The organism is Burkholderia sp. E168m22 (genome assembly GCF_001319805.1).
Lineage (GTDB): Bacteria > Pseudomonadota > Gammaproteobacteria > Burkholderiales > Burkholderiaceae > Burkholderia > Burkholderia orbicola.
Map to the genome: position 1 here is coordinate 1 of NZ_BBSK01000112.1, position 17,677 is coordinate 17,677.

21 protein-coding genes and 1 pseudogene are annotated in these 17,677 nt (G+C 60.4%); 7 read left to right on the forward strand and 15 right to left on the reverse strand.

The window, feature by feature from the left end; genetic code table 11:
- From AP428_RS36900 to AP428_RS25980, 6 genes and pseudogenes are all read right to left on the reverse strand, one after another.
- Nucleotides 1-631 (reverse strand): hypothetical protein (locus AP428_RS36900; RefSeq protein ID WP_197285610.1); only part of this gene is annotated, 631 nt, incomplete at its 3' end.
- A gap of 96 nt (nucleotides 632-727) precedes the next feature.
- Nucleotides 728-953 (reverse strand): annotated as a pseudogene (locus AP428_RS35920) (integrase); the annotation flags it as partial.
- A gap of 14 nt (nucleotides 954-967) precedes the next feature.
- Nucleotides 968-1,819, reverse strand: coding sequence for an FRG domain-containing protein (locus tag AP428_RS25965; RefSeq protein WP_049098169.1), 852 nt, complete (start codon nucleotides 1,817-1,819; stop codon nucleotides 968-970).
- A 279-nt stretch (nucleotides 1,820-2,098) separates the two neighbouring features.
- Complete coding sequence (locus AP428_RS35925; RefSeq protein ID WP_080982102.1) at nucleotides 2,099-2,527, reverse strand: hypothetical protein; 429 nt, start codon at nucleotides 2,525-2,527, stop codon at nucleotides 2,099-2,101.
- Between the two features lie 103 nt (nucleotides 2,528-2,630).
- Entirely contained in the window at nucleotides 2,631-3,785 is a 1,155-nt protein-coding gene (locus AP428_RS25975) for a YhcG family protein (RefSeq protein WP_027791978.1), read from the reverse strand.
- Nucleotides 3,782-4,060 (reverse strand): HU family DNA-binding protein, encoded by a 279-nt coding sequence (locus tag AP428_RS25980; protein ID WP_027791979.1) that lies wholly within the window; start codon nucleotides 4,058-4,060, stop codon nucleotides 3,782-3,784. Before AP428_RS25980 ends, AP428_RS25975 begins: the two co-directional genes overlap by 4 nt.
- Before the next feature lie 1,004 nt (nucleotides 4,061-5,064).
- Here AP428_RS25980 and AP428_RS25985 point away from each other — a divergent pair.
- Both AP428_RS25985 and AP428_RS25990 read left to right on the forward strand, forming a co-directional pair.
- Nucleotides 5,065-5,235, forward strand: a complete 171-nt coding sequence (locus AP428_RS25985) for a hypothetical protein (RefSeq protein WP_231691707.1) — start codon at nucleotides 5,065-5,067, stop codon at nucleotides 5,233-5,235.
- 48 nt (nucleotides 5,236-5,283) lie between these two features.
- Nucleotides 5,284-5,637, forward strand: coding sequence for a hypothetical protein (locus tag AP428_RS25990; protein WP_231691708.1), 354 nt, complete (start codon nucleotides 5,284-5,286; stop codon nucleotides 5,635-5,637).
- A gap of 65 nt (nucleotides 5,638-5,702) precedes the next feature.
- Here AP428_RS25990 and AP428_RS25995 read toward each other — a convergent pair whose 3' ends face one another.
- From AP428_RS25995 to AP428_RS26030, 8 genes are read right to left on the reverse strand one after another with little or no spacing between them, the layout of a single operon-like run.
- Complete coding sequence (locus AP428_RS25995; RefSeq protein WP_054928401.1) at nucleotides 5,703-6,737, reverse strand: porin; 1,035 nt, start codon at nucleotides 6,735-6,737, stop codon at nucleotides 5,703-5,705.
- A 52-nt stretch (nucleotides 6,738-6,789) separates the two neighbouring features.
- Nucleotides 6,790-7,335 (reverse strand): amino acid synthesis family protein, encoded by a 546-nt coding sequence (locus AP428_RS26000; protein WP_054928402.1) that lies wholly within the window; start codon nucleotides 7,333-7,335, stop codon nucleotides 6,790-6,792.
- Nucleotides 7,332-8,750 carry an amidase family protein gene (locus tag AP428_RS26005; RefSeq protein ID WP_054928403.1) on the reverse strand — a complete coding sequence of 473 codons (1,419 nt, stop codon included), beginning with the start codon at nucleotides 8,748-8,750 and terminating at the stop codon, nucleotides 7,332-7,334. Before AP428_RS26005 ends, AP428_RS26000 begins: the two co-directional genes overlap by 4 nt.
- Before the next feature lie 52 nt (nucleotides 8,751-8,802).
- Nucleotides 8,803-9,981 carry an ABC transporter substrate-binding protein gene (locus AP428_RS26010; RefSeq protein ID WP_054928404.1) on the reverse strand — a complete coding sequence of 393 codons (1,179 nt, stop codon included), beginning with the start codon at nucleotides 9,979-9,981 and terminating at the stop codon, nucleotides 8,803-8,805.
- On the reverse strand, nucleotides 9,978-10,733 hold the full coding sequence (locus tag AP428_RS26015; protein ID WP_054928405.1) for an ABC transporter ATP-binding protein: 756 nt from the start codon (nucleotides 10,731-10,733) through the stop codon (nucleotides 9,978-9,980). Before AP428_RS26015 ends, AP428_RS26010 begins: the two co-directional genes overlap by 4 nt.
- Entirely contained in the window at nucleotides 10,720-11,454 is a 735-nt protein-coding gene (locus AP428_RS26020) for an ABC transporter ATP-binding protein (RefSeq protein ID WP_054928406.1), read from the reverse strand. The genes AP428_RS26015 and AP428_RS26020 overlap by 14 nt, the downstream gene beginning before the upstream one ends.
- Complete coding sequence (locus AP428_RS26025) at nucleotides 11,454-12,527, reverse strand: branched-chain amino acid ABC transporter permease (protein WP_054928407.1); 1,074 nt, start codon at nucleotides 12,525-12,527, stop codon at nucleotides 11,454-11,456. Before AP428_RS26025 ends, AP428_RS26020 begins: the two co-directional genes overlap by 1 nt.
- 4 nt (nucleotides 12,528-12,531) lie before the next feature.
- Complete coding sequence (locus AP428_RS26030) at nucleotides 12,532-13,407, reverse strand: branched-chain amino acid ABC transporter permease (RefSeq protein ID WP_054928408.1); 876 nt, start codon at nucleotides 13,405-13,407, stop codon at nucleotides 12,532-12,534.
- Between the two features lie 181 nt (nucleotides 13,408-13,588).
- Between AP428_RS26030 and AP428_RS35930 the strand changes: the two genes are divergently transcribed.
- From AP428_RS35930 to AP428_RS37530, 3 genes are all read left to right on the forward strand, one after another.
- Nucleotides 13,589-13,924: a helix-turn-helix transcriptional regulator gene (locus AP428_RS35930; RefSeq protein WP_027811697.1), complete on the forward strand. Its 336-nt coding sequence runs from the start codon at nucleotides 13,589-13,591 to the stop codon at nucleotides 13,922-13,924.
- Between the two features lie 67 nt (nucleotides 13,925-13,991).
- Nucleotides 13,992-14,318, forward strand: a complete 327-nt coding sequence (locus tag AP428_RS26035) for a helix-turn-helix transcriptional regulator (protein ID WP_012338904.1) — start codon at nucleotides 13,992-13,994, stop codon at nucleotides 14,316-14,318.
- A gap of 100 nt (nucleotides 14,319-14,418) precedes the next feature.
- A complete protein-coding gene (locus AP428_RS37530) occupies nucleotides 14,419-14,550 on the forward strand; it encodes a helix-turn-helix domain-containing protein (protein WP_231691709.1) in 132 nt (43 codons plus the stop codon).
- 458 nt (nucleotides 14,551-15,008) lie between these two features.
- On the opposite strand, the gene AP428_RS26040 is transcribed toward AP428_RS37530, so the two are convergent.
- Complete coding sequence (locus AP428_RS26040; RefSeq protein ID WP_054928409.1) at nucleotides 15,009-15,842, reverse strand: FadR/GntR family transcriptional regulator; 834 nt, start codon at nucleotides 15,840-15,842, stop codon at nucleotides 15,009-15,011.
- A gap of 240 nt (nucleotides 15,843-16,082) precedes the next feature.
- On the opposite strand from AP428_RS26040, the gene AP428_RS26045 reads away from it, so the two are divergent.
- Nucleotides 16,083-17,342, forward strand: coding sequence for an acyl-CoA dehydrogenase family protein (locus AP428_RS26045; RefSeq protein ID WP_054928410.1), 1,260 nt, complete (start codon nucleotides 16,083-16,085; stop codon nucleotides 17,340-17,342).
- Between the two features lie 30 nt (nucleotides 17,343-17,372).
- On the forward strand, nucleotides 17,373-17,651 hold the full coding sequence (locus AP428_RS26050; protein ID WP_027811693.1) for an acyl carrier protein: 279 nt from the start codon (nucleotides 17,373-17,375) through the stop codon (nucleotides 17,649-17,651).
- Nucleotides 17,652-17,677 lie beyond the last annotated feature (26 nt).

Genomic DNA, 17,677 nt, shown 5'->3' on the forward strand with positions numbered 1-17,677 from the left:
ACTCGTCGTCAATCGGTCTTCGCGCAAAACTCGCGACAACGGTTTTGAATGCAGAGACGGCGTTTCGCTTCAGTGCATTGCTAACCCCGACCGCATCGATTTTTTCGAGCCACTCTCGACTCGACAGCGACAGGCTTGCCGCCTTCGCAACTGCGGTCGCACCGCTCATGTGATGACGCCCGTCGGCATCATGAACGATAACGATGCGATCCTTGCCTCTTGAGAACAGCTCCGGTTGCTGATAGTCAAGCCAAGCCCCCCCGACTGCATCTTGGAAAGCTTTGGTCGACCGTCTTGCGGTCAGTCCTGATTTCATTTGGAAGAACACGCGATGCCGGTGACCCGCCGAGTTCTCGACTGTGCAAACCAGATCGTCCGTTTGCGGTCCATGCGCGCGTGCCTGGAAGCGCAGTTCTGCGATGACCCACCCTTCAGCAATTCCCGGGGAAGGCGCACCTAAACACATGTGGATCAGCTTGACAGCCTGGGCACGATTTTCGAATGTGACTCCCTGCCCTCCAGTCGACGCTGAACTCGCGGCCGATTTGGCCATTCCTTCGGTAGAGGACTTGCGTTGTGAAGACTTTCCCGGTCGACGTGTCTGTTTTTTCGTATTCGTATTCGTTTTCATGTTTTGATCTCTGCCCGCATTGCTTTGCCGCTACTCGCCGCGTCGCGCTGCCAGTCACGCGTGATACTTCGCCGCCTCCTGGCACATCCGTTGCTGTTCGACGAGCACCGGCGAGCCCTCGCGCAGCGCGATCGACACCAGGTCGTCACGCATGGTGCGCAACAGGCGCTCGACCTCGAGCGGTTCGTGCTCGTCCAGGTCGAAGTAGAGCCGCGCGATCGCGGCGATCGGCAGACTTTTCACGCGCGCGCAGCACGGTGAACTCGGTACGCGTGTAGGTGCGCGGCACTGGTAGGTCGAGCTGCTGGGGGCGATTGGCCACGGGATCGTGACTCCTCAGAAATTGCTAGCGCCGGGCGATGGTTGATCGGCGGGATACAGGATGTCATCCGTGATGCGGCCGGCGACCCCGTCGAGGTCCGGGAACAACACGCCGCGATTGATGCCGGCCCGCTGAAGCTGCCCGCGGATAGTGCCAAATGCCTCGCCTGGAATGCGGATGTATCGCAGTCGGTCACGAAACCCGGGGTTGGTGTCGAGCGCGAAGTATCTCGTGTCGAGGCCACTTTGCTTCCCGCGATGCACCGTGAACCAGCCGTCCTGGGCAGCGATACGGCGAGAGACATGGCGCGGCTTCAGCAACCGCGTTCGGCCGAGTCGGAGCGGATCTTTGCTCTCCTCGGGCGAGATCAGGTCGTCGTGCACGACGGGCAACATCCACACGGCGCCCGGCCACACGCCACGGCCCTCCTCGCTTTCACACGAACGGTACTCGCACGGTTGCTCGACGGCCGGTTTTTTTACTGCGAACCAGAGGGCCGACAACGCACTCCCCGACCAATCCAGCAAGCGGGTGGGCATCGCGTGGTGTTGCGCGATCGCAAGCCAGTCGGCGTTCGTCAAGTCCACGGTCGATTCGACGTGAGGCAGGGCACGCTGCTTGAACTCGTCGAGCATGCGTTGCTCGGTGTTGGGCCGCAACCGCAGTTGGTATGGTGCGCGTCCAATTGCGGGCACAAGCCGCCACGACTCCACCTCCTGGCCGCGAAACAGTGGGAAATCGAGGCTGATCACGTCGACGCTGGCAAGCCACTTGTCGACGTGTTGTAGAAAGCTCACGAGGTCAGTCGCTTCCCCGACACATTGGGCATCGCGGAGATTCGGATCGAGACTGGATGAGGTGCTCATCGGTGAGTCCTTTGTTCGTGGGTCAGGGTACCGTCATCCTAATGCCCTTTTATTCCACTAGATCCCGCCACGGAATAGAACCACTTAGACAAAGAGTATCGCGGTGCCCTTTGACGACACAACTACACACGCCCTGACTCACTTGCTAGAGTTTCTACGTAGAAACTGTCGACTACGAGGTCCACACACGGATCACGCATTGGCTGCGCCAACTCACAGATTTACCCGTGCATATCAACCGCCGGCGTATTCGCCACGACAGGCAGAAAACGTTCAGCATCAGTCCGATTCGATCGGCAAGTTAAAGGAAGGCGTGCCAACATGCTGCACCTGCTCCAGTGCTTCAAGATAGCGATGGACCGGCACCGCAGCAAGTTGCTTATCATGAACACGAAGCAACGCTTCGAGTGCAGTCCGTTCCGCGTCTGTAAAAGTCCACTTGCCACCCCGCTCTGCCCGCGCAATGCATTGGTTGAGTGCGAAATCCGCGGAGCGATACAGTTCCGCTTCGCCGTCGGAACGCAAATAGAGCGCGAGCGCGAGTATATTGGACAGCGTGGCGATCGACTCGATATCACCACTGCCGCCGCAAAGCAGCGCAAGTGCGAGGTGGTGCTTGAGAGAAAGACGACGGACTTGGTCAACCGGAAGAGGTAGTAGTTGCGCCTTCGTCAGTGGCCGTCGGCGCACGGTAGAGTGTTTTCGCATAGCTTGATTGCCGTGCCAGCAACATCAAATTTTATCGGGCGACCGCTTCATCGTATTCGCCGATCCGCGCGTGTTTAAGCACTTCGGAACCTCGGACGGGAAGTCACGCCTTGCGGCCCCGGCGCTCTAGTTCGATCCTGGTACGTTCCAATTCTCGCGCGAATGTGGCCTCATCCGGGAGGACCGTCTGATACTCCGCTGCGAGTATCTTGTTCGGTAAGTTGTCGAGTGCATAATGCGCCTCGGCCGCGCCTTTTTCAGCACACAGAATCAAGCCAACCGGGGGGTTTTCGCCGGGCTTCATCCAATGTTCACGCGCGTAGTTGAGGTAGAGATGCATCTGCCCCGCGTCCGCATAGCTGAAGCGCCCGACCTTCAAATCGATAATGAGCAGGCATCGCAAGCGCCGGTGAAAAAACACGAGATCGACTCGAAACCAGGTGTCATCGATCCGTAGACGCCGTTGCCGACCTATGAACGCAAAGTCATCGCCGAGCTCGAGGAGGAAATCCGCCAAGTGCTGGATCAAGGCCGCTTCGAGATCCGACTCCGAATATTCGTCCTTCATGTCAAGAAATTCGAGGACGAACGGATCGCGGATCGCTTCCTCAGGCGATAGAAGATCGCCGGGTTGCGCTACAGCCACCTTTCCGAGCAAGGACGCCTTGTTGCGTGACAGCACCAGCCGCTCATAGAGCTGACTGCTGATCTGACGGTCAAGCTGTCGCACAGACCAGCCCTCACGCAACGCTTCAGCCTCGTAAAAGTCGCGAGCAGCTTGCGTTTTCACCGCGAGGAGGCGAACGTAGGCGGACCAGGGCAACGGAAAAGCCTGAGCGATAGAATTTAGCTCAAACGCCACGCCCGGCGGCGCCTTCACCGCCGCCTTGGTTGATTTTGCAGACGCTGTCGGGACAATCCGGGCGGGCGTGGATTGTGCAGACAGTGTCTGCACAATCCGATCCGCAGGCCACGTCAAGTAAAAGGCGCGCATCTGTGCGAGATTGCGCCATCCGAAGCCGCGACCGAATCGCTCTGACAGATCGGCGCCCAAACGGCGGATCACCGCCTCGCCATAAGCGGCCCGTTCCTCCCCGCCCTGCTCGAACTCAACGATTCGTCGCCCGATCTCCCAATATGTCGCCGTCATCAGGGCGTTCACCGTGCGAGCCGTCGCTTCGCGCGCCGACGCGACTATATCGGCAATTTCACGGTGTAGTCCCGCATAAGCGGCCTGCCCGACATCACGCTGCGTCACAGTGCGTTCACCACGTCCTTGAACGCCTTGCCAGCGGTGAACTTCACAGTATTCGCGGCCGGGATGGCAATCTCCGCGCCCGTCGTCGGATTACGTCCCGTGCGGGCGGCTCGCTGCCCCTGCGAAAACGCGCCGAAACCGATCAGCTGTACCGATTCGCCGCGACTCACCACGTCCGTGATCGCGTCCAGGACCGCCTGGACGGTTTTGCTCGCGTCGGTTTTGCTGACGCCCGCGCCCGCTGCGACCGCGTCAATGAGTTCCTGCTTGTTCATGAACAGCCTCGGCAACAAAGTCAAAGCTGCACCCTACCTCATCCCGCTGCACACACGCAAATCGCTGGCGATCAGTGCAGCAATACCCTCCAACTCACTGGCATCCGTCCCCACCACTGCCTGCGGCGGGCAGCCCACCAATAAACTCCGGCTTACACCTGTCGCAGCCACGCTCGCCAAGAGCAATCGCGAACGTTTTTCGCCCGGCCAGCGCTCACACAACTAGCGGGCCGGTGCGGGTGTCATCACTCGCGCAGACTACATGGTCCGGCTTCCGGTGTCACACAACCTGACTGTTTCTCCAGCCGAATCTGCCCGGCCGACCTGCGCGGACCACGGCATCGGTTCGTGCCGCGTCTCCTGCCTCCCGTCTGCCCGCCACCGGCAGCCGGGCCTAGACTCAACTTCAGTTGTGTGAGCGATGGATTCAGCGACATGAATGCAGGGGTCCCGAAATAAAGGGTAACATAGCCCTTAATATGTTCCCCTTCATTTCGCTAGACGCCGTCTCTCGAATGCCTTCTTCTTAACGCGATTGCGCGGCACTAAACCTACGGCAAAATTGTTCAGTTAAGAACAGCAGCATCGCCGCCATTAAAGCCGCAATGTCCGGCTGAAATCGACTTTCATGTCGCCATGAAATGAATACTTGGTATGTCGGATGCCCCCCAGATCCAAATGCCCGATACGCTCGAGCATTCCGAAGCCGGGGTAATACGCGTCGACCCACCCTTGACCGGTAACGCGCGCTCCGTGATCGCGCGAATACACGAACCGACGGCGCCCGTTCGTGAACACGAAGCTTCCGCCGGCTAGAGAGACCGTCGGGCTGAAAATCAGGCACGTGCTGAGGGCCGCAACTCACCGTGCCTTCGAGCCGTGAAAATACGCATAATACGAATTCACTGTATCAGGAGGCTGTCATGTCCACCATCACCGCCACCGATCTGGCGCGCCACACCCGCCAGATTCTCGACCGAGTTGCCCGCTAAGGCGAGACCATCGTGGTCGAACGCAACCAGACCGTGATCGCGCGCCTGATGCCCGCCGAACCCGCGATGAACGCCGCCCAGGCGCTCGCCGGTCTGCCGATGATCGTTGCCGAGGCCGCGGCCCGTTGGCTACACGAGAGCCGCACCGGCTTCGAAGACGGAGTGCGTGACCCGTGGGCGTGATCATCGACAGCTGCGTGGGGTCGGGCTCGCCGGCGGAATGGTCGCGCCGTGCGCGGTGATCGATGCAGCCGGAGATACGCCGGTGTTTATCTCGACGATCTTGCTCGGCGAACTGGCGTTCGGCGTGCAGTCCTGCGCGAATGCGGCATAGCGCGCGCCGCGCACCTGCGCCTCGAGCGCCGGCCTGCGCTGGACATCACGCGCCACACCGCGGCCGCGTTCGGCGTGCTGGCCGCCGCCGTCGAGCAAACCGGCCGCTCGCCGCGGCCCCACTGCAACGACCTGTGGATTGCCTCGCAAGCGATTGAGCACGGCTACGCACTGATGACGCTGAACGTGCCGGATTTTGCGGACCTGCCCAGACTGAGCGTGATAGTGCCGACGAGCGCCGGCACCAGCTGAATGGGATCACCAAACCAGCTATAGGCACCGACATCCGTTTCGACTAGACGTGCTTGCATAGCAAATCAAAACCGCACCCGCACCCCGGCTCCGACGCCATTTCCTGATGAGGCATGCGTAATCGTGTCATAGCGCCACGCCGCGTAGATGTCTGTGCGCTTCGACAGTGGATAGTCGTAGCCCAGCGCGAACGTCGACCACCGGATGTCGAAACCGGTGACAGGACGCCGACGGGTGCCCGCCCACGACAGCAGCATACTGCCCATACCGAATCGCGCGCTTGCTCCCACCTGCACGGTGTCGTCGGTCACGTTGCTATTGTTGCTCACCCGCTCGTACTGGAACATGAGCTTCGTCGCGTCGATCCGATAGGCACCGCCGACAAGCCATGCCGTTTGTGCCGTCGCACCGTTAAGAAAAAGCGAAGCTGTGTGCAAGCTTTGCACCGCAGCCGTTGCCGAAAACGAGCCGGCGAAGTAAAGGACGTTGGCACTATAGTTCGCCTGTCCAGCATGGCCAGCCACACCCGCATTGCTATAGAGCAGGCTTGCAGAGAGCCCGCCGACCTCCGGTGTCTGATACAACACCGAACTGTCGATCGCCGTATCGCTTTGCACGGAAGCCGCCCCCATGGCGGAGCCCAGGTATCCGTGGGAGATCATCGGCGAGAACGCGAACGAGTTACCGAACGGATTGAAGAGTAACGTGGAGACGAACAGGGGTGCCGTATTGCGCCCGACCGTCACTTCCCCAAAGCCTCCGCTCAGTCCGACAAAGGCATTGCGACCGAAGAATGACTGACCATTGAATGAACCGAGCTGACCAGCGTTGACACGGAAAAAACTCTCCAGCGTGAATACCGCCTTCATGCCGTGACCAAGATCCTCCGATCCAGACACGCCCCAATATGACGTCGTCATCCCGCCTGAGCCAACCTGCCAGGCACTGCCAGCGGCGCCTGGCGCATGCGTTTCGCCAACAAAGGCGTCGATCAAACCGTAAAGCGATACCGAAGACTGGGCGTGGACGACGCCCGGGATGCCCCACATCCCAACCGAAACAGCGCAAGCGCGCGCCAAGCCCCAAACTATCTTCCGCATAGGTTCTCCTCCTCGTTGTTCGAATCGATCGCGCGCAACCGGGGCGACGCGTCTACGCGGACACGACGCGCGCGAGCGGCCGACCGTGCTCGGCCAATGCGACGGCCACCACGAGTTCATCCGGCGCAGGAGAATCCGGCACAATCAGCGACGCGGTATCGAAGTGATCGAAGTTCCACATGTCAACCGCGCCATGCAACGGAATGTCCAGACACGCACCTGCGGCGCCGCGCTTCGTGACTGACGGAATGAGCGAGGTGGTCCCCGGTAGACAGGCGCGTATCGCCTTGCCCATTCGTGGATGTAACAGCGCGGCCGCACACTCGAGCGGCACCGCCGTGCCCACCAAGGCGGCCTTGCCGTACACTTGAATGGCCCCGCGTTGCACGCCCAGTGCACATCGGGCGTGCTCGGTCAGCGACGTCCCCAGCTCCGCACCGAGCTCGTACAGAGGCTCAAGAGGATCATCTATTCGCCAGTTCTGCCGTGACAGGACCGCAGCTGCAATGGCCTGGCGGTGCGCTGGATAGATTGCGGTGCCCAGCTCGGCACGCCGCTCAACCAGATGCACCACGATCTTTGCGATTTGAACGCTCACGAGGTTACCTCCGTGGCTACCGCCGCGTGCTCACCCTGAAACAGGGGCGCCGTGGGAAACGCGCCGCGCGCCGACTCGTAGGCGCGTGCGGCGCGCAGCACGAGTGCATCCGCGTGCAGGCGCCCAACGATCTGCACCCCCGTGGGCAAACCACCGGGCAGGCCGCACGGTACGCTCGCGGCAGGCAGCCCGGTCTGGTTGCACCACGATGTCTGCTGAGGTGCCGTGAGCAGTGTCTTCGGCAACCCGGGCACCGGCAATGGGCCGCAATGAAACACCGGTGTCACGAGCAAGTCGTAGCGCTCGAAGAACGCGGCCATCTCGACACCCAGCAGATGACGTGCACGCAACGCACCGGCAAGTTCTGGCGCGGTGACTTGCAGACCGGACTGCACAAGAACCTGTACGTCCGAGTCGAGCTGTGCACGTTGCGCCTCGCTCATCGCGCATGCACGTTGCGCAAAGAACACCGACCACTGAATCGCGTGCATGCGACTGTCCAGATAATTGGCCAGCGGCTTCACATCGACTTGCTCGACGTGCGCACCCAAGGCCTTGAGCACGTCCGCGGCCTGCGCGACACTTGCAGCGACCATGGGGTCGACCGTCACGCCCGCAATGCCAGGGCAATACGCCACGCGCAGCCCGGCGACGCCATCCTCCAGTCCAATGCGATAGTCCACCGGGCGAACTGACTCTGACCGCAAAGGCTCGTGCACTCCCGATGCAACGCTAAGCATCAACGCGGCGTCACGCACATTGCGCGCAATTGGCCCGAGCGTGGACAGTCGCGTCCAGGAGCCGGCTACGCCGGTCGGCACGAGATCGAACGTGGGCTTAAAGCCTACGACGCCGCTCCAGCACGCCGGCACACGAATCGACCCGCCGCCGTCGGTGGCCAGCGACAAAGGACCCATGCCAAGTGCGACCGCAACTGACGAGCCGCCGCTGCTGCCACCCGGCGTCACGCGCCGATCCCAAGGATTGCGGGTAATGCCGGTGAGCGGGGAGTCCGTCACAATCTTGTTGCCGTATTCCGATGTCGTCGTTTTTCCGAACAACAATGCCCCGGCACGGCGCAAGCGCGAAACCGCAGGCGCATCGCTACGTTGCAGTGTGTCCGGGCTCGTCAATGAGCCATACCGCGTCGGAAATCCTTGTACATCGATGAGATCCTTGACCGATACCGGCACGCCATCGAGTAGCCCGAGCGGCTCGCCGCGCATCCAGCGCTGCTCCGATTCGCGCGCTGCCTGCAGCGCCATATCTGCATGGAAGCTGCACATGCAATTCACGAGCGGATCAAACCGCTGGATGCGCTCCAGCACTGCCTCCATACACTCACGTGGCGACAGTGCATGACGTCGATACTCGACAAGCAACGTCTCTGCACTCATCATGGATATATCATTCATATCGCACTCCTTAGTGATATAGACAAAGTAATGACGGGATGTCGTGGCCGCTTTATCCCTGACAGGTCGGTAAAATCGGTCCGACCGAATCCAAAAGCGCAAAGCCGTTATCCGCCTGCGCCTGAGCGATGCGCGTCATGCATGTGACGTGATCGCCCACTCGGCTCACGCCCGTCTTACCGCGCGGCAAATTCAGCGAAATGCCCGACAATGCCGCCTTGACATGCATGACTTCGACGCTGCCAGCGTCTTGCGCGGCCTGCGCAAAGAGTCGAATACCTGCGTACGTGCATTCCCCGTGAGGCAGCATCACCGCATAGGGGCCTAACCGCGGCGCACGGGTGTTGGCCACGCGCGCGGTGTAGCGCGCAAGAAAGCGATGATTTTCAGCGCTATCGATGCTCATAAAGTACGATGACACACCGATGGCGCCCGTTGATGCGCCCGCAGTTGCAATCGATAGCGATTCGTGCGCGATGTCCGTGACCAACTGCGGCCTCATCGCAAACGACCGATACTGTTTGACAAACGTGACCGGATCATCGCCGATGCTGTGCCATACCAGTTGCGGCTGCTGTGCTGCAATTCGTTGAAGCACGGCACCATAATCGCGCGTGCCGAACGGCAACCAGTACACGTTCAACAAGCGGCCACCGTGGCGAGATACGGCCGCCTCCAGCGCGGGCACCAGCACCTTGCGGTTGCTGCCGACGTCCGAGACGACCGCGCTGACACTCTTTCCACCACCACGCATGAGCCACGTAATGAGCGGTTCGACCCGCTGAGCAACACTCAGACCGGTACTTAACAACAGCGGATCACAGCGACCCTCGTCGAAATTCGGATAGACGACAAGACGCGCGGCCGTCTTAGCGGCCTGCAGCGCCGCCTCGCGCTCGGACGGCAGCACCATGCCTGTGAGCATCGCCACTTCGTCACGCATCAATAGCTGCCTGGCTTTCTCGAGCGTCACTGCCGTCGACATCTGCGTATCTTCGACGGCCAGCTCGAGCGGCCGCCCAAGCAGTCCGCCAGCAGCGTTGATTTCTTCAATGGCGAGCATCGCACAGTGCCGATTGGTTTCCCCGACCCGGGTAAGTGGGCCGCTCAACGGCGCAAGCAATCCGATCTTGATCGGCGCCGCTGCTCGGACAAGGTTCGGACAAACGGCGGCGCTGAACGCCCCAAGCGCGCCCCACAGGGCAGATCGCGAAAAGTCACGTCGATTCATGTAGGTTCTCTTTCAATGAACGCCGCTTGCGAATCAGCCGTTCGTTCAGCAGCAGGTGACAAGAATTGGGCCAACGGGTGCGCGCTGTCCGTGCCGCGGTGCGGTTCGATCTTTCCCGCATGGGCGAGCCGCCCGTTCTTGAGCGCAATGCATCGCTGCGCGCAGCGCAACACGAGGTCAAGATTCTGTTCGACAAGCAGCACCGCCAGCTTCGAACGACGGCACAGCACCGGGATTACATCGCCGATCAGCTCGACAAGATTGGGTTGCACGCCGTCAGAAGGCTCGTCCAGCAACAACAGTTTCGGTCGACCACACAACGCACGCGCGATAGCCAGTACCTGTTGCTCGCCGCCCGACAACGTCCCGCCATGTTGCGAGAGCCGCGTTTTCAATATCGGGAAGTACTCGAACACCTCATCCAGAATCTCGGCGTCGCCGGCCGCCGCGGTTCCCATCATCAGATTCTCGCGTACCGTGAGCTTCGGAAAAATCCATCGCCCCTGCGGCACCAGCCCGATGCCCAGCCGAGCGATTTCATGCGCGCGCATGCCGTTGATGACGTGCTCGCCAAAGCGAACCGCTCCGCTCACGTGCGGCAAAAAGCCCATAATCGCCTTCACAAGCGTCGTTTTTCCCGCTCCATTGCATCCGAGCACCCCGACCACTTCGTTGGGCTGAACGGCAAGCGTGATCTGGTGCAAGACAGCGATGTCGCCGTATCCGGCCGACAGATTTTCAATGTGCAGCATGACTTGCCCCCTGCCCCAGATAAATGCGTCGGACTTCCTCGTCCTTCGCAATGTCGTCGTAGCGCCCTTGGCGAACGATTTGGCCGCGGTGCATAACCCACGTCTCGCAATTAAGCGACTGCACGAAACGCAGGTCATGTTCGATGGCAAGTACCGCACACTGCTCACGCAGGCGGTGGATGAGATGCACAAGCCGCTGAGCATCAGTGGCGGATAAACCCGCAGCAGGCTCGTCGAGCAGCAACAATGCGGGGCGACACATCATCGCCATGCCGATTTCCAACCACTGGCGCTCGCCGTGTGGCAGATGCATCGCCAGCATGTCGGCTTGCGCGGCAAGTCCGATTTGCTCGAGAACGCCATCGAGGTGCCGCATCGAAAACGCCTGTCGATTCGACACACCGAGCGCAGCCACTTCGAGGTTCTCGCGTACGCTCATCATCTGGAAGACATTTGTTCCCTGGAATTTCCGTACGACGCCGCGCCGGCAGTATTGATACATCGGTCGGCCGGTTATTCGCTCACCTGCGAGATACAGCTCGCCAGCCCCAGGCACAATCGCGCCCGACATCAGCCCGACCAGCGTGCTTTTTCCAGCGCCGTTCGGGCCGATGACGCAAAGCAGGTCTCGCGCGCCAATTTCTACGTCAACGCCCGCAATCGCGTTAATGCCGCCAAATGCACGGTACAGTCCGACACCTTTGATGATCGGCGCGTTCATCACGACCCTCCTTCGACGCGCCGCGCACCAGAGCGCGGCATGCGCTTGAGCGATATTCCAGTGAATTGACGCAGTCCCTTGAGCATGTCCCCCAGACGCACGCCGTTCGGCAGGCAAAGCACGCACGCGAGAAAAACTGCGCCGAGAATAAGCGGCCACCACTGTGTGCTCAGACTGGACGCACCATGCTTGAGTAGCGTCAGGCCGACAGCGGCGAGCACGGGACCGCCCAGCGAGCCACGTCCGCCTATGGCAACCCAGAGGATGACTTCGGTGGCCAATACCGGTGAAAACACATCGGGCGCAACAACGCCGGCGGTTGCTGCCATCAAGCAACCCGCCACCGCGGCCAACACCGCCGAGGCCATGAACATCAACAGGAGATGCCAGGACGTGTGATATCCACACGCCAGCGCGCGCCATTCGTTCGTCGAGATCGCCGCGAGCACCTTCCCGTATCGGCTGCGACAAAGCAGCCACACCACGCCAAGCAGCGCAACGAGGATTATTGCGACGGCATACCAGGACGCGACCGGGCCGCTCAAATCGAGTGTGTGCCCCGCAAGCTGGAAGGACAGCCCCGGAATACCAAGCAAGCCCGTGTCTCCGCCTGTTACCGACTGCCAGCTCGTTGCAAGCTGCTGCGCGATAATCAACACCGCCATACTGAGAATGGCAAAGAAATGCAGCCTCACCCCTGCATACAGCAAGAAGTAACCGAGAACGGCCGCTGCGACCGCAGCACAGGCAAGGCCAGCGAGAAATCCGACTAACGGCGTCTGCCCAAACTGGACCGTAGTCACGGCGAAGCCGTATGCTCCAATGCCGAAGAAGGTCGTGTGACCCAGCGTCAGTACACCGGCACGCCCCCACAGCAGGTCATAACTGAGCGCCAATATCGCCAGAACGAGTGCATCGCGTATCACGGCGAGTTGATACGCCCCAACGACAAACGGCAGAATTGCGCCGGCCACAACGATCGCAAAACCGGTCATAATCGGAGACAGATCGCTGCCGCTCAAGGCGGGCTGTGACAACCAAGTCCGCGCACGAGAAAAATAACGGTCGAACATTGCCTTACCCCTTTCCGAGAAGCTGATGCGCCGCACTAAAGCCGGGGAGCAGACCCTGTGGCCGGAAACGAATCAGGACAATGGATACAATCAGGACAATCGCCGACGCGAGTGACGGATCGACGCGATAGCTGAGCAAGGTCTCGATCGTGCCGACAAAAGCGCTGCCGAGTATGCTGCCGGCCACCGAACCGATCCCCCCCAGCACGATCACGAAGAACGCCTTGGCAAGATAGGACACCCCGAGATGGGACTCCACCGACACCATGGGCGCCACCAGAACACCGGCGAGCGAAGCGAGCGCGGCGCCACCACAAAAGGCCACCCGATTCAGCCTTCTGGTATTGATGCCGACAGCTTCGGCCATCGCCGGATGTTGAATGACCGCACGCAGCTTCGTACCAAAACGCGTCCGAGTGAACAGCACCCAGCATCCAGCGGTAGCAGCCAGTGCCACACCGATCACGAACATCCGATAAGCAGGATAGCTGCCGCCCGGTACGTCAACGGTTGCGTTGAACGGCGCATAGACCAGCATCGGCTGAGTGCCGAAGATCAACTCGATCGCCCTCTGAACGATCAGGCTGACCGCGTAGGTCGCCAGTAGCGTATCCAGTGGACGGTCATAGAGCAGTCGGATGACGAAGCGCTCGAGACACCACCCGAGCCCCGCGCCGACAATCGGCGCGGCGAGCAGCCCAGCCCAGAATGCGTGTTGACCTCCCACGGACTGCGCAACCGCCAATGTGTAAGCCCCCATCGTCACCCACTCGGCATGCGCGAGGTTCACGATATCCATCAGGCCAAACACGATCGCAAGACCCAATGCCACAAGCGTAAGCACGCTAACGTAACTAAGAATGTTTAAGATCGTCGCCATTACTCCAAATCCTGTATTCAATGACCGCCCAACCCACCCAGCCCGCGCTAGGCACGTGACAGCGAAGCCCACCAAGACGACACAGAGCTGACGCATGTCGCCACCCAGACTAAGTAACGCTTAGCCTGCAGACTAAGAAATACTTAGCAAAAAGTCCATTAAAAATTAAGAAACTCTTAGGATGCGTCGGACCTCATCGACATCCTCGATCTTTCCCAAGCGCCTCAGAGAGGCACGTCTACGCTCGGGCCTGAGCCAGGAACAGCTCGGCATCGAAGCCGGGATTGATGAATTCTCGGCGAGCGCACGCGTGAATCAGTACGAGACCGGCAAACACGCACCCAAGCTCCAGACGGCCCACCGTCTCGCCCGAGTACTGCACGTCCCGACCAGCTTCCTATATGAAAGCAATGACCTCCTTGCGCGGCTTCTCGTCGTGGCCGCACCGCTACCGCAGGACAGCCTAGAAGCACTTCTCGAATACGCCGAGCGACTGTCACGAACCGCCGCCTCCTGATTCCCGACAGCGCCAGGACTAAGATTTACTTAGCAAACCGGGCAATCGATTCCTGGACACTTGATGCATGTCCAGCGACTCGACCGTCACCTCTGTGTTTTCGAAACGCCTGAAGCAGGCGCGGTTGCGTACCGACCTCACCCAGGAACAGCTTGGCATTCTGGCTGGCATCGATGAATTTTCCGCCAGCGCTCGCGTCAACCAGTACGAGAAGGGCAAGCATGCTCCAACCGTACAGACCAGTCAGCGGCTTGCCCGAGCACTTCTCATTCCGACAAGCTTCCTGTACGAGGAGGATGACTTGCTGGCCAACCTTCTCTTAATTGCTGGGCGACTGAGCAAAGAAAAGAAGCGGGCCCTAGTCGCCGCGGCAGAATCACTCGCGCAAGAATAACCCGTCACTCCCGTCGGTGAATAGCACAACCACTGCGCACTTTATCAAGGCCCTTGGAGACGAAGTTCGCACACGTCGCCAAACAAAGAAGCTCACTCAAGTGGGCCTCGCGACGCGGGCTAACGTCCATCCGAACACGATCTCTTTGGTCGAGCGTGCCCAAATAGTCCCCAAGATCGACGCTCTGCTTGCGCTTGCTGCGGCCCTCGACACCTCTCTCGCAATTGGTTAAAGCAGCAGTGACTCGAGCAGATCTTCGCCAGATCCCGTCGGCCTCACACAAACAACAACTATGAGCCTCTCGCCGGCGGCGATCGGCCATTCGTCACTCACAAGCAGTCCGCCAACGATCGCCGCTGCCTTGGAATAGAACCTCGCCGGCCTCGACCTGACGCGATGAACCGCCACGGAGATCGGTCGGACCGGTACGCGCGCAGCTTCGATCTTGACGTCTATTTATTATCATAAATTTACGATCGAATATCTCACCTGGTCAAGCGACAAAATGTCAGCGTTTACCCCTGCAATTCCCTCCAAGCTCCCCGCCTACGTACCCTCTTGATGAGCACCTCGACACTCTTTTAGTTCATTTATTGTAATTAACCGGCGCATTGTGACCGACATGTCGTGAACTTCGGCGGGCATGCGCAGATCATGCGATGGCGGCCCCTGCTGTTCGTGGATACCACCTCAGGACGCGTCGCGGCTCATCTGCGTATCAAGTTCGGAGTCGAGCACAAGCTTTTGCTTCAACGCGGCATGTACTTTCCGCAGTTGCGCCTCAGCCTCGTCCATATGCGCGGCCATCAAGCGCTCCACTGCCTGAGCGTCGCGCCGCCGTGCAGCCTCGAGGATTGCACGGTGCGCAGCGAGCGTCGTACGGCCGAACGCCTGATAGTCACGCTGCGTGACGTTGCCCGCCACGATCACCAGCGAGTGCAGCATCTGATTGATGATCCGGCAAAGGCACCGCAAAAATGCGTTCGGATGAGCCGCGGCCAGCACGTCGTGAAAATGAATATCCTCGCAGCGCTGATCGAGCGCCTGCTCGTGGCCGGCCACAAACGGCTCGCACACTGAAATGCTGCGCTCGAGTGCTCCGAAATCTGCATCTGTCAAGTGCGCTACTGCGCCACCAGCGACAATCGGCTCGAGCGTGCGTCGCACCGCATAAAGCTCCTCGAGCGTGACGTTCTCGAAGAACAAATAGTTCTGCAGTGCTTGGAACGCCCGCGCCAGCGGCACACGCGTAATTGTGGCGCCTCCCTCGGGGCCTGTACTGAGGCTCACGAGTCCCTGCACTTCCAGTGCCTTGAGCGCATCGCGCATCGAGCCCCGGCTCACGTTGAACATCTGCTGTAGCTCAGCTTCCTTGTTCAAGCGCTTGCCCGGACGCACCCGCCCGTCGTTAATCCAGCCCTTGATCAGCTCGGCCACCTGATCGCCTCGCTTGGTCGTACGTGGGCCGCGTTTGTCCGGCGGCATAGATTGCGTTTTACGCGTCGCCCGTTGTCGTCCTGCCATGTTAGTTACGTCCGTGGTTGGCCAGCGTCATCCAATATCGGCGCCATTATCGGGCATCCCTGTCGCCGCTGGCGAAAATCTGCGGCATGCCTTACCCGACGTCACCCTCCCTAGGTTGGGAGGTAGCAAACCTTCCCACAGATGCCTACGCTGCATGGCACACGGTATGGACGCCGCGCGAGCATGTCGTCCATGCCAAGCCATCGGCCGGCGCGCGTGCGCCATTCGGAACGATCGGACATGCCAGACGCCCTGCAAACACCACATCCGCGCCATGAAGTCGCAACGCTTAAGGCGGCCCTGGCAGCCGCCGGGCTGGACCTCGATCGACTGTGCGCGCAAATACGCGCACATCGCGACGAAGCGAACCGTACCGGACAAATTCCCGCAACGTTCTGGCAAGGCAATACGGTCCGTGCTTTGAACCTGAATCTCGTGCCGGGCCAATACGGGGGATGTCCCGGGGTGCAATCGCTCATCTCACGCGTGATGCTGATGGAATATCTGGGCTACGCGGACGCCGCGCTCGCGCTGGCTCTGCCCGGCCCAGGACTTGCCATGCCTCCGGTTATCGCACTCGCCAACGAACGACAGCAGGCCGCATTCTTCGCGAGCTTTCACAGCGACGCGCCACGCTGGGGTGCATTTGCGATTACGGAGCCTGATTGCGGGTCCGACGCAACAGCCATGCGGACGTCGGCCCGCAAAACCGCGCACGGCTGGGTGCTCAATGGCACCAAATGTTTCATCACGAACGGCGCGCGCGCCAACACGATCATCACGTTCGCAACGATCAACCGCAACGCGGGCCGCTTCGGCATCCGGGCATTTCGCGTCGAGCACAACGCCCCGGGATTCTCGGTCATGCGTGTCGAACATATGGCCGGGCTGCGGGCCAGCCAACTGGCCGTGCTGTCGTACAGCGATTGCGAAGTGCCTGACGATGCTTGCCTCACGCGCGACGACCAAGCGCCATTGAGCGATGCGTTTTCCGGCGCGCAACGGTCATGGGACTATTTTCGGCCGCTGCTCTCCGCAGTGATGGTCGGCACGTGTCGACGGGTACGTGACGAACTCACAACCTATTTCGAATCGGGCTCACATCCGGCCGACCTGCGATGCAGTCCCGGCGACGTCGACGTGCATCTTTTGGATCTCGATCGGCATATCACGACCGCGCGCCTGCTCTGTCATCACGCAGCATGGCTCGCAGATCAGGGGCATCCGAGCGCCATGCATGCCTCGATGGCCAAGGCATACGCCGCACGCGTGACAGCCCATGTCACTCGAACCGCACTCGCACTCGTTGGACTCGGCGGTATCGCGCATTGTCCATCGCTCGAACAATGCTGCCGAGACGCCAAGGCGTTCGACATCATGGAAGGTACCGGCGACATGCAGCGGCTGATGATCGCCAGCGCTGCCCTACGCGCGCCGCAATTGCCGTGGGAATCCACTTCAGACGCGCTTGCGCATTCAGCCGCGTTGCCGCGTGCATGACCTCACTTGCCCTTCATACCGGAGACGTTCATGACATCCAATTCCGTATCAAATCGCCCTGACGATATTGCTACCGCGCTCAAATCCTGTCTGCTGTCAACGCTCGGCACGCATCTGAGCACCGAGCTCATCGAGGACGACACAAACCTCTTCGACCTTGGTGTCGATTCGATGAACATGACCGAGCTCCTGCTGCAAGTGGAGCAGCGCTTCAAGTTTGTGCTTGACCCTGAAGACCTGAGCAGCGACCTCTTCCTGCGATTCGACAACCTGGTTACATTCGTCGCCTCCCATGTTCCCTCGAATTGAGTCCTGGGTTCCGGCGCCCAGGATCG

Bases quoted from the DNA above. Each gene is read 5' to 3' on its own strand.
- AP428_RS26010 (WP_054928404.1), bottom strand. From the start codon at position 9,981: ATGAATCGACGTGACTTTTCGCGATCTGCCCTGTGGGGCGCGCTTGGG.
- AP428_RS26015 (WP_054928405.1), bottom strand. From the start codon at position 10,733: ATGCTGCACATTGAAAATCTGTCGGCCGGATACGGCGACATCGCTGTC.
- AP428_RS26035 (WP_012338904.1), top strand. From the start codon at position 13,992: ATGTCCAGCGACTCGACCGTCACCTCTGTGTTTTCGAAACGCCTGAAG.
- AP428_RS26040 (WP_054928409.1), bottom strand. From the start codon at position 15,842: ATGGCAGGACGACAACGGGCGACGCGTAAAACGCAATCTATGCCGCCG.
- AP428_RS35925 (WP_080982102.1), bottom strand. From the start codon at position 2,527: ATGCGAAAACACTCTACCGTGCGCCGACGGCCACTGACGAAGGCGCAA.
- AP428_RS25965 (WP_049098169.1), bottom strand. From the start codon at position 1,819: ATGAGCACCTCATCCAGTCTCGATCCGAATCTCCGCGATGCCCAATGT.
- AP428_RS26025 (WP_054928407.1), bottom strand. From the start codon at position 12,527: ATGTTCGACCGTTATTTTTCTCGTGCGCGGACTTGGTTGTCACAGCCC.
- AP428_RS25995 (WP_054928401.1), bottom strand. From the start codon at position 6,737: ATGCGGAAGATAGTTTGGGGCTTGGCGCGCGCTTGCGCTGTTTCGGTT.
- AP428_RS35930 (WP_027811697.1), top strand. From the start codon at position 13,589: ATGCGTCGGACCTCATCGACATCCTCGATCTTTCCCAAGCGCCTCAGA.
- AP428_RS25980 (WP_027791979.1), bottom strand. From the start codon at position 4,060: ATGAACAAGCAGGAACTCATTGACGCGGTCGCAGCGGGCGCGGGCGTC.
- AP428_RS26030 (WP_054928408.1), bottom strand. From the start codon at position 13,407: ATGGCGACGATCTTAAACATTCTTAGTTACGTTAGCGTGCTTACGCTT.
- AP428_RS26020 (WP_054928406.1), bottom strand. From the start codon at position 11,454: ATGAACGCGCCGATCATCAAAGGTGTCGGACTGTACCGTGCATTTGGC.
- AP428_RS26045 (WP_054928410.1), top strand. From the start codon at position 16,083: ATGCCAGACGCCCTGCAAACACCACATCCGCGCCATGAAGTCGCAACG.
- AP428_RS26050 (WP_027811693.1), top strand. From the start codon at position 17,373: ATGACATCCAATTCCGTATCAAATCGCCCTGACGATATTGCTACCGCG.
- AP428_RS26005 (WP_054928403.1), bottom strand. From the start codon at position 8,750: ATGAATGATATATCCATGATGAGTGCAGAGACGTTGCTTGTCGAGTAT.